Source organism: Pseudoramibacter faecis (genome assembly GCF_036289405.1).
In the GTDB taxonomy this organism is placed as follows: Bacteria; Bacillota; Clostridia; order Eubacteriales; family Eubacteriaceae; genus Pseudoramibacter; species Pseudoramibacter faecis.
In genome coordinates, this window is sequence record NZ_JAYFFI010000009.1 from 26,362 (window position 1) to 41,927 (window position 15,566).

The window sequence follows — 15,566 nt, forward strand, 5'->3', positions numbered from 1 at the left end:
GACAAAAAATCTTTCAAGCTGTAAATTAAAGATAAATTCAGCTTATTTAAGCTATCATTATTTTATCTATATTAATTTCAGGGGAGGAATTTCATGTCCATTTTTAATGAATTTAAATCACGGCTTCAATCTGAGAAAAAAACCATTGTCTTCACGGAGGGGGAAGATCTCCGAATTCAAGCAGCTGCGGAACGGCTCACGCAAGACGGCACTTTGCAAGTGCTTTTGGTGGGATCTGTTGACACCATTCAATCATCAGCCCAAATCAACGGTTTTGATATCAGCCGGTGCCAAATGATCGATCCGCTTCATTATGCGGATATCGAAGCAATGGTCAAGACCATGATAGATCTACGCAAGGGAAAAATGACAGAAGAACAAGTCCGCGAATCACTGACGCACAGCAATTATTTTGGCACCATGCTTGTCAAAATGGGTAAAGCTGACTGTTTGCTTGGTGGCGCAACTTACTCCACTGCGGATACGGTCCGCCCGGCGCTGCAGCTCATTAAAACCAAACCTGGCGCACATTTGGTCAGTTCTACTTTTATCCTGATGCGCAACCAAGAAAAAGAAAAGCTTGCGTTTGCCGACTGTGCCATCAACATTGATTATCAGGATCGCCTGGATAAAGACGGCAATGTCACTTTATCTGCCGCCAAGCAACTGGCTGAAGTCGCTGTGGAATCTGCAAAAACCGCCCAGATTTTCGGTATCGATCCAAAAGTGGCTATTCTGTCTTTTTCCACCAAAGGATCCGGTAAGGGCGGCACCGTTCAGCTTTCACACGACGCCACGATTGAAGCACAAAAATTAGCTCCAGAACTGGCTGTTGACGGTGAATTGCAATTTGATGCTGCTGTCTCTCCTGCTGTTGCCCAAACAAAATGCCCGAATTCAGAAGTTGCCGGACAAGCCAATACGTTTATTTTCCCAACTATCGAAGCCGGTAATCTCGGTTATAAAATTGCATCTCGTCTCGGCGGCTTCGAGGCTCTTGGTCCTATTCTTCAGGGACTCAATGCTCCTATCAACGATCTTTCCCGCGGTTGCAATGCCGACGAAGTTTATAAAATGTCGCTTATTACTGCGGCACTCAGCTAATCGCGCAAAAATAAAAGAGCTCCATTTCAAATTTGTTTTGAATGGAGCTCTTTTTTACTGGATTTGTTTATTTACATCGAAATAATCCCAAACACATTGAGTAGTGAACTCACCAAAATAATCGCCAAAAAAAGAATACAAAAATATTTGATAAATAAATTGTAAATACGCTGACGTTTAAAGATTGATGTAATCTTAACTTCTGCCGCAATTTGATCAAGTGTCACAGAATTCAGAATTAAGATACAAGTTGCAATGGCTGCGATCGGCATCATCACTGAATTGGACAGAAAATCAAAGAAATCCAAAAAGTCCATACCAATGATGGTTATATGGCTGAGAACATTGAAACCAAGCGACGACAAAGATCCTAAAGCCACCATGATAAACGTCACTAAGATCGTAGCACGAAATCTTCCCCAGCCAAGTTCATCTTCAAAAGTTGACACCGCAGATTCAGCCAATGCAATTGAACTGGTAAGTGCTGCCAAAAGCACCAGCAGGAAGAAGGCAATGCCAGCTGGCGTTCCCAAACCCATGCTACCAAAAACCTTCGGCAATGTGATAAACATTAAAGACGGTCCCGCTTTTAAAACTTTAGGATCTCCGCCTGAGAAAGCAAAAACTGCCGGAATAATCATCAACCCAGCCAAAATAGCAATCGCCGTATCGAAAAATTCAACTTGGGTCGTTGATTTTTCAATATCCATATCATGACTCATATAGGAGCCAAACGTGTATAAGATCCCCATCGCAATTGAAAGCGAATAGAACATCTGCCCCATGGCAGATACGACCGTCATCCATGAGAAGTTTTTAAAATTGGGAATTAAAAAATATTTAACCCCAGCCATCGCACCGGGACGCGTTATTGAATAGATTGCTACCAAAATACCTAAAACGACCAATATGGGCATACCAATTTTAGAAATACGTTCAATTCCTTTTTGAACTCCGGCTACGATAACCAGCACTGTTAATAACGTAAAGATTAAAAAATAAATTTCAACCGGCAAACCGTGACCAATAAATTGCGCAAAATAATTATCGGATGCCATGGCCTGGGTATGCCCTTGAAAATAACCGACTAAATATTTGACAACCCATCCTCCAATAACCGAATAATACGGTACAATCAGCATCGGAACGATCGCATTGATCCAACCGCCAAAGCGATGGGCTCCGGAGCGGCCAAAATGTTTAAAAGCGCCGACCGGGCTTTTCCCGGTCATTCGGCCTAAAGTCGTTTCAGACATAATCATGGTGTAACCAAAGGTATATACCAAAATTAGATAGGCTAACAAAAAGATCCCACCGCCGTATTTTGCTGCAAGATATGGGAATCTCCAGATATTTCCCAATCCAACGGCCGAACCGGCTGCAGCCATCACAAAACCGATTCGGCTAGAAAAGCTGCCGCGCTTATTTGCTTGATTACTTGTTTTTTCCAAACGATAATGCCTCCATTTAATTGTAAATTTTGTCGCGAAATCATTGCGCTGTCTCACAACGGCACAAGTTCTGATTATTATACACTTAAAATTTACTGAAAGCAATAATGATGTAAAAAGCAATACGTACCTTTATTGATGCGTCACATGCCACAGCGTTCGTACGGCCTCTTCATAACGAGGATATCGCCGCATGAAAACGCGAATGCGATCCAATGTTTCTGTCACTAATTGATCCATCCGGTGAAATGTGTGACCAAACGCAAAATCTATCTTTGCAGCGTTCAAAGAGTCGAAGGCTTTTTTCTCCGGCGCATCTCCTTTATCGGAAGCGCTGTCATTGAGTGCTCGCGCATAAGCTTTTGAATCAAAGGTTGATACCATTTTCACCTGTTCATTCAATGCCAATTGAAAAATTGTTATGATTGTTTCGGCAATAGCGTTTTCATCATCATCGTTATCGACGCCTGTCTCAACAATTTGCCATTGCCGGTCAATCAGTTTTTGAAACGCCGTCACATCCGCATCTGTGTAAAGTGCCTTCATCATTCTGATTTGTTTTTTAGTTGCTTTCATAGTTTTTTCTCCTGCGATTATCGCTCCAAGACATCTGCCAACTGCCAGAGATGATAGCAAAAAGCCAACGGTCTCAGCAAAATCATATCCACGCCGCCATCGATCAATACTTCCCCGATTCGCTTTTCCTTCAAGGAAATATCCCATTTCCGGTGTTCCAATTCATCCAGTGTCAAAGGATACGGTGCGTACTCCAAAGCCTTGTCCCGATTTCGTTCCTTTAAAACTCGCGGTGAGGCGACAAGGTAAAACCCCAATCTGTACAACTGATTCAGCAAAGTTTCCCTTGAAACCGTATAAATGATAGCCAATGACGCAATACTCGGATATATGCGAACAGACTGGACTGACGTCAGATTTTTAATTTGCCGCTCTCGGTCACGCGGGCACGGTATTTTCGATTCTCTGATCAATGATCAGTGCGATCCGCATACATTTTCGGGTTTCGTGAATAATATTAGAATTCATAAAGCCTCCTTTAAAATGTTTTTACAATAAATTATAGCACATAAAAAAGCCCTCTTAATTCTAAAGAGGACTTTTTGTTTCTTCAATCTTGTTGAATTTGTCTTTAAACAATACCCTGAGCGGTCATCGCATCGACAACTTTCTCAAAGCCAGCGATATTGGCACCTGTTACAAAATCGCCTTTCTTGTCATAACGTTTCGCCGCATCAGCAACCTTGGCGTAAATCCCGACCATGATGTCTTTAAGCTTAGCATCCACTTCTTCGAAGGTCCAGCTCAAACGTTCGCTGTTCTGAGTCATTTCCAAAGCAGAAGTCGCCACCCCGCCGGCGTTAGAAGCCTTCCCGGGCATAAAGGCAACGCCATTGCTCTGCAGATACTGTGTCGCTTCAATGGATGTCGGCATGTTGGCTCCTTCAGCTACCAGCTTAACACCATTAGCGACCAAAGTTTTGGCATCGTCGATGAGCAATTCGTTCTGAGTTGCACAAGGCAACGCCAAATCGCACGTGATGGTCCAAATGCCTTTGCCTTCAGTATAAGTCGCGGAAGCTACCCGATCGGCATATTCTTTGATGCGGCCGCGGCGTACTTCTTTAATATCCTTGACAATATCGAGCTGGATTCCTTCCGGATCATAGACATAACCGCTGGAGTCGCTCAGCGCAACGACCTTGCCGCCCAGTTGCTGAACTTTTTCAGTCGCATAAATAGCCACGTTGCCGGAGCCAGAAATCACAACCGTTTTATTCTTCAAATCGTCATTCTGATGCTTGAGCATCTCTTCAACGATATATACCAGTCCATAACCGGTCGCTTCCGTTCTGACTAAGGAGCCACCCCAGGTCAAGCCTTTACCGGTTAAAACGCCTTCATATAAGCCTTTGATGCGTTTATACTGGCCGTATAGGAAACCAATTTCGCGCCCGCCGACACCGATGTCACCAGCCGGAACATCCTGATCCGCACCGATATATTTGCATAACTCAGTCATAAAACTCTGGCAAAATCGCATCACTTCAGCATCGGATTTACCCTTAGGATCGAAATCAGAACCGCCTTTGCCGCCGCCGATTGGCAGGCCGGTTAACGAGTTCTTAAAGACCTGTTCAAAGCCGAGGAATTTTAAAATGCCACGTGTAACGGTCGGGTGGAAACGCAGGCCGCCTTTGTAAGGTCCGATCGCTGAATTGAACTGAACGCGATAGCCTTTATTGACCTGAACCTGACCATGGTCATCAACCCACGGTACACGGAAGGAGACGATTCTTTCCGGTTCCGTTAATCTTTCCAGTAAAGCCGCTTTACGGTATTCTTCTTCATGTTGTTCGATGACAATAGATAAAGAATCCAAAACTTCTTTTACCGCCTGATGAAATTCAGGCTCTGCCGGATTTTTTTCGACGACGCGATTATAAATCTCTTCTACATATGACATTTAAAACTCCTCCTGAAAGCTTCTATACCCATTGTCCCGATGAACAATGTATACAAATTTAACGTGATCCTATTATAGCGATAAGCATTGGGACAATCAACATTTATTTCGCATTTTAATGTTCTTTATGACATACAAAATGATCAGAGTTCATCCATTGCCTGATTGACCAATGCATCGGCCCGATTGTTGCCGGCATCATCCGCATGGCCTTTTACCTTTGTAAAGATCACCTCATGCTGTGACACCAATCGGTCCAATTCCTGCCACAACTCTGCATTTTTTAGCGCCCCGGCTTTACCCCGAGTCCATCCCTTTGCTTTCCAGCCACTTATCCAATTTTGATTAAAGGCATTCACCACATAGGCCGAATCAGAGTGAATCGTGACGCGGCATGGCTCTTTGAGCATTTTCAATGCGGTAATAACTGCCAGAAGCTCCATTTTATTGTTAGTTGTATTTCTATAGCCCTTTTTAAATTCTTTTTGATAATCACCATAAATCAAAACACCGCCAATGCCGCCGATATTTTCGCGGTCCTGACCATTTCCACGACAGCCGCCGTCTGTGTAAATTTCAACATTTTTCATCAATTCTACCTATGCTATAAAAAAGGCTGCCGATACTCAGCAGCCTTCGTTTTAAAAGCCTATTATTTTGCGACGATATTATAGATCTTTCCTGGAATGAATATTTCTTTGATGATGTATTTGCCTTCCAGAAATTTTTGAATATTTTCGTTGTCCAATGCAAGCTGATGGGCCTGATCCTGATCGCCGTCGACAGAAAGCGTAATCTTGCCGCGAACCTTGCCATTAACCTGCACGGCCATTTCGATCACGGCATCAACCGTTTTGGTTTCGTCATATTCCGGCCAATCGGTTTGATGCAGTTCGCTAGCAAAATCAGCCATTTCCCAAAGCTCTTCCGTGATATGGGGGGCAACCGGATAAAGCAGTTTCAAGAAGTCTCGATATTCTGCCTTAGTGGTCTGCCCTACCTGATTAAAATGATTGAGCAAGCTCATCAAAGCAGCAATTGCCGTGTTGAACTTCATCGCTTCATAATCTTCACTGACCTTTTTAATGGTTTTGTGCATATCATTTTCCAGTTCCTTAGAAAATGTGTCTCCTTCTACCACCATGTCCTGCAATTTCCAAACCCGGTCCAAGAAGCGGCGGCAACCTTTAATCCCGTTATCCGACCAAGGTGCCGGTTTTTCATAATCGCCAATAAACATAATGTAAGTCCGAAGCGTGTCAGCGCCATATTCAGCAATGATGTCATTAGGGTTAACCACATTGCCCTTGGATTTGCTCATTTTTTCGCCATCCGATCCCAAGATAAGTCCCTGAGCGGTTCGCTTGGCATAGGGCTCTTTGGTGGGAACGACACCAATATCATATAAAAATTGATGCCAGAATCGCGAGTAGAGTAAATGACGAGTAACGTGCTCCATTCCGCCATTATACCAATCGACGGGTAGCCAATATTTGAGTTTGTCCATATCGGCCAAACATTCATCATTGTGATTATCTATATATCTCAAAAAATACCAGCTGGAACCGGCCCATTGCGGCATGGTGTCGGTTTCCCGTCTGGCGGGACGCCCGCATTTCGGACAGGTGGTATTGACCCAATCTTCAATTTCTGCCAGCGGCGATTCTCCGGTATCCGTTGGTTCGTAATGGGAGACTTTTGGCAATTCCACCGGTAAATCAGATTCCGGTACTGGGACCGTCCCGCAATGCTCACAATAAACGATCGGGATCGGTTCACCCCAATAACGCTGGCGGTTGAATGCCCAGTCCTTCATTTTATAGTTGACAGTCTTCTTGCCAAGGCCTTTTTCTTCTAAATAGGCGATTATGTCCGGAATCGCCTCTTTAACCTGCTTGCCGCTTAAAAATCCCGAATTGACCATTTCACCAGAACTAACATCGGTGAATGCTTCTCGTTCAACGTTTCCGCCTTTGATGACTTCCACGATAGGCAGATTAAATTTCTTGGCAAAATCCCAGTCGCGGGCATCGTGTGCCGGCACCGCCATGATTGCACCGGTTCCATATCCCATCATGACATAATCCGCAATAAAAATCGGGATGGCATCGCCAGTAACCGGATTGATGGCCTGAATACCTTCAATTTTAACACCGGTTTTATCTTTAGCCAGCTGAACCCGTTCGAATTCTGTCTTGCGCTGCGCGCTTTCTTTATAAGCATTCACTGCATCCATATTCTGGATTTCATCGGCAAGCTCTTCAATAAGCGGATGTTCCGGCGCAATGACCATAAAGGTTACACCGTACAGTGTATCGGCTCTGGTGGTAAAAACCTTCAATATCTGGTCGTGACCAGCAATGGCAAAGTTAATTTCTGCACCGACGGATTTGCCAATCCAATTTTCCTGTTCCGTTTGAATCCGGGGAAGATAATCCACTTCATCCAGACCCTGAAGCAGTTTTTCAGCATATTCGCGGATCTTTAAGAACCAGACATCTTTTTCCATCTGGACCACCGGCGAACCGCAGCGATCGCATTTGCCGTCCCGGAAGTCCTCATTTGACAATACCACTTTGCAGCCGGTGCAGAAATTAACATAGGTGTGGTCTTTGTAGGCCAACCCGTGTTTATACATCTGTAAAAAGATCCACTGCGTCCACTTGAAATAAGCCGGATCCGTTGTGTCAACCGTATGATCCCAGTCAAACGAATAACCGATGGCTTTCAGCTGTTGGGTAAAGGCCTCAATGTTGTGATCTGTCACTTCTCGGGGGTGTTTCCCGGTTTTAATCGCGTAATTTTCTGTCGGGAGGCCAAAAGCATCAAAACCAATGGGAAATAAAACGTTGTAACCCTGCATGCGACGTTTTCTGGCAATCACTTCCAAAGATGTGTATGCTCGAACATGGCCGACGTGAAGGCCGACACCGCTCGGATATGGAAATTCAACCAATCCATAAAACTTCGGCCCTATCATATTATTATCCGTCGCAAAAGCGTTCGTTTTCTCCCAGTGCTCCTGCCATTTTTTTTCAATCTTTTCGTGATGATATTTTATCATTGGTGCCTCCCCATTAAAATCTTATGAACCACTTCATTATAGCGATGGGTTTATGGCGTGTCAAATGCTTTATCCGACTTTGCTACGCCTGCAGGCGCTCCGTCATGTCTCAATCAGAACCCCCTCGTGTCAGAATCTCCCTGAGGTATTGCCCGGTATGAGATTCCGGAATGCGTGTCACTTCTTCGGGCGTGCCCTGCGCCACAATCGTGCCGCCACCATCACCGCCTTCCGGACCGAGATCAATGATATGATCTGCCACCTTAATCACATCAAGATGGTGTTCAATCACGACGACGGTATTCCCTAAATCAACCAGCTGATGCATAATCGTTACGAGTTTAGCCACATCGTCAATATGCAGTCCTGTCGTCGGTTCATCCAGAATATAAAGGGTTTTACCCGTATTCTGCCGGGATAATTCGGTTGCCAATTTAATGCGTTGTGCCTCCCCGCCGGATAATTGCGTCGAAGGCTGTCCCAATTTGATATAGCCCAAGCCCACATCGTGAAGCGTCTGCAATTTGCGCTTCAGCCGAGGCAGATTGGTAAAAAACTCCAAGGCTTCGTCCACGGTCATGTTCAAGACTTCCGCAATGTTTTTATCTCGATATTTCACTTCAAGGGTTTCCCGGTTATAGCGCGCGCCGCCGCAGACCTCGCAGGGTACGTAAACGTCCGGCAGGAAATGCATTTCGATTTTTAAAATGCCGTCGCCGTGACAGGTTTCGCATCGGCCGCCTTTAACATTAAAACTAAAACGCCCCTTTTTATAGCCGCGCGCCTTCGCTTCGTTGGTGCTCGCAAAAAGATCGCGGATCAAATCAAAAAGACCGGTATACGTTGCCGGATTGGAACGCGGTGTTCGGCCGATCGGCGATTGGTCAATGGCGATAACCTTGTCGATATTTTCCGTTCCGGTGATTGTTTTGTGCTGGCCCGGCCGCTTATAGCTGCGATACAGTTTGCGTGAAACGCCGTTATACAAAATATCGTTGACCAAGGTCGACTTACCGGACCCAGAAACCCCGGTGACCAAGACAAGTTTTCCCAACGGGAATGCCACGTCAATCTTCTTTAGGTTATGTTCGGCCGCCCCTTTGATCGTGATAAATTGCCCGGTCCCTTCCCGCCGCTTCTTCGGAACCGGAATGAATTTTTCACCGGAAAGATAGCGCCCTGTCAGAGACCTGGGATTCTTTCGGATGGCTTCAGCCGTTCCTTCTGCCACGACTTCCCCGCCGTGAATCCCGGCCTTCGGCCCGATATCGACGATCCAATCTGCTTCAAGCATCGTCTCTTCGTCGTGTTCGACCACAATGAGCGTGTTCCCCAAATCCGTTAAATGCCGAAGGGATCGCAGCAATTTGCGGTTATCCCGTTGATGAAGACCAATGCTGGGTTCATCCAAAACATAAAGCACGCCGGTAAGACCAGTGCCGATCTGCGTTGCCAGACGGATGCGCTGGCTTTCCCCCCCGGATAAAGTGCCGGCAGATCGCGCCAACGTTAAATATTCCAAGCCGACATCCTGTAAAAACTTCAGACGATTTTTGATTTCGACAATAATTTGGCCGGCAATCATCATTTCATGTTCAGACAAATCCGGTACTTCAAAAAAATCCAGCTCGTCTCGAATCGGCATCTTCGTCAGTTCAATGATATTTTTATCGCATACCGTTACCGCGAGACTATTGGGATTTAAACGATCGCCATGACAAACCGGGCATGGAATATCGGCCATGTAACGCTCGATGAAGCCCCGCATGGTGTCAGATCTGGTTTCCCGAAAGCGCCGTTCCATATTGTTGACCAAACCCTCGAAAGTCGTAGTGTAGGTCCCTGTGAATTTTCCGTCGTATTCCACCGTCACTTCGCCATCACTGCCATACAATAGTTCATTCATAAAAGCATCGGACATCACTTCAATCGGTGTGTGTATATCAAAGCCATGTTTGCGCAATAAACTTTTGATCATGACCAGCAGATGCTTGTTCTCGTTTTTTAAGCCGAAAAATTTAATGGCGCCTTCATCGATAGATAAACTTTTGTCCGGGATTAAAAGGTCCGGATCAATCTCCTTGTGAAAGCCCAAGCCGTTGCAGGCCGGACACATCCCATAGGGATTATTGAAGGAGAACGATCTCGGCTCGGGCACTTCCATGGAAATACCGCAATCCGGACAGGATAATTTTTCACTATACAGTCGGCTTTCGCCATCGATCACTTGACAACGCACCAGGCCGTCGGCCATCTTCAAAGCGGTTTCGACCGAATCGGTCAAACGCTTCTCAAGTGATGAACGCCGCTTCAAACGGTCCACCACCACATCAATGCTATGCTTGACGTTCTTTTTAAGCTTGATTTCATCTGAAAGATCGCGGATCTCGCCGTCTACCATCACGCGCACATAGCCTTCCTTTTTCAGATGATTGAGAATCTTTTTATGCTGCCCTTTTTCACTGCGGACAACCGGGGCCAGAATCATAAATTTGGTCCCTTCCGACAGCTGCATCATACTGTCCACAATCTGGTCGATGCTCTGGGAAGAAATAGGCTTGCCGCAACGCGGGCAGTGCGGGATACCCACCCGCGCATAAAGCAAGCGAAAATAATCGTAAATCTCCGTTACCGTTCCCACCGTCGAACGCGGATTGCGGTTGGTTGTCTTCTGATCGATTGAAACTGCCGGAGATAAGCCCTCGATTTTATCGACGTTCGGCTTTTGGGAATTGCCCAAAAACATCCGCGCATACGACGACAGAGATTCCACATAGCGACGCTGCCCTTCGGCATAGATCGTGTCAAAGGCCAGCGTCGATTTGCCCGAACCGGAAACGCCGGTAAACACGACCAGCTTTTCCCGAGGGATATCCACATTGATATTTTTTAAATTGTGCTCTTTCGCACCTCTCACAGATAAATATTTCATGATGATTCCTAATTTTTGTTATTTGATTGCCGCTTCCAAGCGTTGAATCTCGTCTCGGAGCGCGGCTGCTTTTTCGAATTCCAGATGCGCAGCGGCCTCCTGCATTTGTTTTTTCAGTTCATTAACATCCGTTTCGCTAGGCTCTGACGGAACCTTTACATCATAGGTTTCCGCCTTTTCGGCTACTTTTGTCACTTCAATCACGTCGTGAATATCCTTGACCACGGTTTTTGGTGTGATGTGATGTTCTTCATTATAGGCCTTCTGAATTCCGCGTCGGCGATTGGTTTCGGTAATGGCGCAGTCCATCGACTTTGTGATGTGATCCGCGTACATGATCACCCGGCCATCTGCGTTTCGCGCCGCGCGGCCAATGGTTTGGACGAGCGAGGTTTCACTTCTCAAATACCCTTCTTTATCGGCATCCAAAATGGCCACCAGTCCCACTTCCGGCAAATCGAGTCCTTCGCGCAGCAAATTGATCCCAACCAAAACATCAAATTTTCCCAAACGCAGATCCCGAAGAATTTCCATGCGTTCGATGGTGTCGATATCCGAATGCAGATAGCGCACCCGCACCCCATTGTCTTTCAGATAATCCGTCAGATCCTCCGCCATCTTTTTGGTCAACGTTGTGATGAGCACACGTTCCCGATGACTGGTGGTCTCACGAATTTCGCCCAGAAGATCGTCGATTTGCCCTTTAATGGGCCTCACGAAGATTTCCGGATCCAAGAGCCCCGTCGGGCGAATCAACTGTTCCACAATCCGTTCGCTATTCTCTTTCTCATAAGGACCGGGCGTTGCCGTTGTAAACACCATTTGATGGATTTTGCCTTCAAACTCTTGGAACGTCAACGGCCGGTTATCGTAGGCAGAAGGCAACCGAAACCCGTAATCCACCAAATTTTTTTTGCGTGCGCGGTCGCCGGCACTCATTCCGCCGATCTGTGGAATGGAGACATGGGATTCATCGGCAATCATCAGAAAGTCATCAGGAAAATAATCGATCAAGGTGTACGGCGGACTGCCCGCCGGAATTCCGTTAATGTGCCGCGTATAGTTCTCAATCCCGGTGCAGTATCCCATTTCCTGAAGCATCTCCAGGTCATAATTGGTTCGTTGCAGGATGCGTTGGGCTTCTACCAATCGATTGTGCTCATTAAACCAGGCATAGCGTTCACCCAATTCTTCCCGGATGCCTTTAATGGCTGATTCGAGCCGCTCTGGCGTCGTCGTATAATGTGAAGCCGGAAAAATGGAAATATGACTCAATTCTCCGGTGATTTCTCCCGTGACCATATTGATCTCTGTGATTCGGTCAATTTCATCATCAAAGAATTCAATACGAACGGCTTTATCCGTCGATGCTGCCGGGAAAATTTCCAATACATCACCGCGAACACGAAAATTATTGCGCTCAAAACCAATGTCATTTCTTGTATACTGAATTTCAACAAGTTTGCGGATAATGTCGTCCCGATCTTTTTCCATTCCCGGGCGCAGCGATAAAACAAGGTGCTCGTAATCTATCGGGCTTCCCAGACCATAAATACAGGAAACCGACGCAATGATGATCACATCTCGACGCTCAAAAAGCGCTGCTGTTGCCGAATGCCGCAATTTATCGATCTCATCATTGATTGAAGAATCCTTTTCGATATAAATATCGCGCCCGGGCACATAAGCCTCGGGCTGATAATAATCGTAGTAGGACACGAAATATTCAACAGCGTTATTCGGGAAAAAGCTTCGAAATTCATTGGCAAGCTGTGCCGCCAATGTTTTATTATGTGCAATAATAAGTGTCGGTTTCTGAACGGCCTCAATGACCTTTGCCATTGTATAGGTCTTGCCGGATCCTGTAACCCCTAAAAGAGTCTGATATTTCAGACCTTTTTTAATGCCTTCAGCAATTTTCTCGATCGCCTGCCCTTGATCTCCTTTTGGCTCATAATCTGAGACGACTTCAAAGGGCTGATTTTCTCTTTCCATTTCTATTTTCACCTTTTAGTGTGTAACTACTTCCAACGCTTTCTGAAGTTGCAAGTCTTGTCTCTCTGGTACAATGACGACATTCTGGTAAGTTTTTGATTGCTTTACCACATAGTCAGGTGTCAATCCTTTTTTGTGGATATTACGACCCTTGGGCGTGAAATACTGAGAAATTGTCAATTTATAACCACTGCCATCCATCAGCGGTACCACTTCCTGCACAATGCCCTTGCCAAACGTTTTGCTTCCAATCAAAGAAGCTTTTTTGGTATCTTGCAATGCGCCGGCTAAAATCTCCGAAGCGCTGGCGGAATAACCATTCACCAAAAGCGCCACCGGCTGATCAAAATGTTCCTGACTCGTTGCTCGGTAATCCTCACGATGCCCATTTTTATCCACTGTATAAACCACTTCGCCTTTGCCCACAATATTGTCGGCCACCTTTACCGCCGAATTAACAATGCCGCCGCCGTTCCAGCGCAAATCAATCACCAGACCGTCGATTTGCTGAGCCCGAAGTGCCTTTAGCTGTGTATTAAACTCACGGCTGGTTTTATCGGTAAATTCGGTAATTGCAATATAGCCGATTTTTCGATTGTTTCGGGATATCACCCTTGAACTAACCGTCGGAGCGGTAATGGCACGACGGACCAGCGTCAAGTCTTTCTTTTCTCCGTTACGTTCGATGCCAACCATTACCTTAGTTCCCGATTTTCCCTTGATTCCCGAAACGACCGCTACAGTTCCCTTGCCCGCCATTGAACGGCCATTCACTGAAAGAATTTTATCACCGATTTTTAAGTCTGCATTAGCTGCCGGCGAATTTTTAAAAACCGTTACAATAATGGCATTTCGAGCACTATCTTCCGTTACCGCAATGCCGATCCCAACATAAGTCCCGGAGATGGATTGATTCATCTCTTTCATCTGAGGTTCAGAATAGTACTCCGAATACCGATCGCCGACCGCTTTGAACATGGCTCTGTAAGCCGATGTGCTGATTTTATTTAATGTGATGTTCTGATAATACCGATCTTGAATAGCGCTTTCCAACGTAGCAAATTTTTGTGCATCGTGCGCTGTCCTTCGGCTTGATGCCGAAATTACATAGCGTTTTGGCAAATGCCATACGCCCAATGCCGTTAATACAAAAGTCATCGCGTTGGTTACCAATATCAAACTTATCACCCAAAGCCATTTTCGGGGATGCCTTTTTTCCTGCATATTCGACTCCTTCAAAACTAATTGTCATATTGTATCATACTCAAGAATGAGTTCAATCGAATTTATTTGACAAACAATTCTGACCCAAAATAAAAAATCCAGATCTTTAAGATCTGGACTAAAATATTATGGATGGACATAATTAAGCGGATTAACAAAGATTCCGTTTTTCATCACACCGAAATGCAGGTGCGGGCCAGTCGAATGTCCGGTTGAACCGACATAACCAATCACGTCGCCCTGATTTACCCGCTGCCCTTTGGACACGACAATTCTGCTTTGATGGCCATATAACGTTGTTACCCCATTGCCGTGATTAATCATCACACAATTGCCATAACCGCCATTTGTGCCGGCAAAGATCACCGTACCGGAGGCCGAGGCGTAGATAGGAGCCCCCTGGCCGGCGCCAATGTCAATTCCCTGATGATTAATGCTGCCGACACCGCCCGGAGATGAACGTTTACCAAATCCGGAAGTGATATGCTTAACCGAAACGGGCCATCTAAATCCTGACGAAGCACTTGATGCTTTTTCAGTTGACGTCTGCCCTGCTGCGCTTTCAGCCTTTGCAATGGCAGCCATTTCATTATCGGCCGATTGAATAACCTGATTTTGCTTCCGAACCTCTGCTTGATACTGCGCGACCAACGTTTTGTTTTTTTCAAGTAATGTTTTTTGTTCCGTTCGCGCTCTTTCCAAATCCTGTTTTGCTTGGACCTGCTTCCGCGATGTTGCTTCTAAATTGGTTTGAATGGATTGCAGATTTTTCTTCTTCGTTTCTACATCAACCTGTATGGATTTTAGGGAATCAAGTTTCTGCTGATCTGCTGCCGCGATTGATTTGATCAATTTTATGCGCCCCACCAACTCCGCAAAATTTTTGGACGAAAACATCATCGTCGTGTAACTTTCTTTGCCATACATATACATTACACGCAAACGCTCGTTCAAATTTGATTGTTGCTTTTGCTGCTGAACTTTCAGTTGATCAATCTCAAATTGTTTCGATGCGATTTGCCGTTGATAATTGGCTTTTAATGCATTGGTTTTTTCAATCTCTTGATTAGCTGTTTTTATTTTATTGTCAAGCGACGTTAAAGCTTGTGTCAATCCCTGAATTGTTGTTTGTGTGGTATTGATATGTTCTTCTGCCTGTGCTTTTTGCTTTAACGCCTGGTTCTTTTTTGCTGTCAGATCTGCTTGGTTACCAGCCAGAACCGGGGTGGTCACAAAAGCAGTACAAATCAATGTTAAGACTACCGCCAAACTTTTTTGTTTGATTTTTCTCTTCATCCTATTCAAACCCCAATC

The 15,566-nt window shown here is 45.4% G+C and carries 10 protein-coding genes; 1 reads left to right on the forward strand and 9 read right to left on the reverse strand.

All coding sequences use genetic code 11. The features are described 5' to 3' along the window. Nucleotides 1-93 precede the first annotated feature (93 nt). On the forward strand, nucleotides 94-1,104 hold the full coding sequence (gene pta / locus V3C63_RS07325) for a phosphate acetyltransferase (protein WP_329887143.1): 1,011 nt from the start codon (nucleotides 94-96) through the stop codon (nucleotides 1,102-1,104). Nucleotides 1,105-1,175: 71 nt separating this feature from the next. On the opposite strand, the gene V3C63_RS07330 is transcribed toward pta, so the two are convergent. From V3C63_RS07330 to V3C63_RS07370, 9 genes are all read right to left on the reverse strand, one after another. Beyond that, on the reverse strand, nucleotides 1,176-2,555 hold the full coding sequence (locus V3C63_RS07330) for a sodium-dependent transporter (protein WP_329887144.1): 1,380 nt from the start codon (nucleotides 2,553-2,555) through the stop codon (nucleotides 1,176-1,178). 132 nt (nucleotides 2,556-2,687) lie between these two features. Then, on the reverse strand, nucleotides 2,688-3,131 hold the full coding sequence (locus tag V3C63_RS07335) for a hypothetical protein (protein ID WP_329887145.1): 444 nt from the start codon (nucleotides 3,129-3,131) through the stop codon (nucleotides 2,688-2,690). Between the two features lie 571 nt (nucleotides 3,132-3,702). Next, nucleotides 3,703-5,037 (reverse strand): NADP-specific glutamate dehydrogenase, encoded by a 1,335-nt coding sequence (gene gdhA, locus V3C63_RS07340; RefSeq protein ID WP_329887146.1) that lies wholly within the window; start codon nucleotides 5,035-5,037, stop codon nucleotides 3,703-3,705. Nucleotides 5,038-5,180: 143 nt separating this feature from the next. Next, nucleotides 5,181-5,627: a ribonuclease HI gene (gene rnhA / locus V3C63_RS07345; protein WP_329887147.1), complete on the reverse strand. Its 447-nt coding sequence runs from the start codon at nucleotides 5,625-5,627 to the stop codon at nucleotides 5,181-5,183. Between the two features lie 62 nt (nucleotides 5,628-5,689). Then, nucleotides 5,690-8,101 carry a leucine--tRNA ligase gene (gene leuS, locus V3C63_RS07350; RefSeq protein ID WP_329887148.1) on the reverse strand — a complete coding sequence of 804 codons (2,412 nt, stop codon included), beginning with the start codon at nucleotides 8,099-8,101 and terminating at the stop codon, nucleotides 5,690-5,692. 109 nt (nucleotides 8,102-8,210) lie between these two features. Next, nucleotides 8,211-11,033: an excinuclease ABC subunit UvrA gene (gene uvrA / locus V3C63_RS07355; protein WP_329887149.1), complete on the reverse strand. Its 2,823-nt coding sequence runs from the start codon at nucleotides 11,031-11,033 to the stop codon at nucleotides 8,211-8,213. Between the two features lie 18 nt (nucleotides 11,034-11,051). Further along, nucleotides 11,052-13,028: an excinuclease ABC subunit UvrB gene (gene uvrB, locus V3C63_RS07360; protein ID WP_329887150.1), complete on the reverse strand. Its 1,977-nt coding sequence runs from the start codon at nucleotides 13,026-13,028 to the stop codon at nucleotides 11,052-11,054. 15 nt (nucleotides 13,029-13,043) lie between these two features. Continuing rightward, entirely contained in the window at nucleotides 13,044-14,252 is a 1,209-nt protein-coding gene (locus V3C63_RS07365) for a S41 family peptidase (protein WP_329887151.1), read from the reverse strand. Nucleotides 14,253-14,378: 126 nt separating this feature from the next. Then, on the reverse strand, nucleotides 14,379-15,548 hold the full coding sequence (locus V3C63_RS07370) for a murein hydrolase activator EnvC family protein (RefSeq protein ID WP_329887152.1): 1,170 nt from the start codon (nucleotides 15,546-15,548) through the stop codon (nucleotides 14,379-14,381). Nucleotides 15,549-15,566 lie beyond the last annotated feature (18 nt).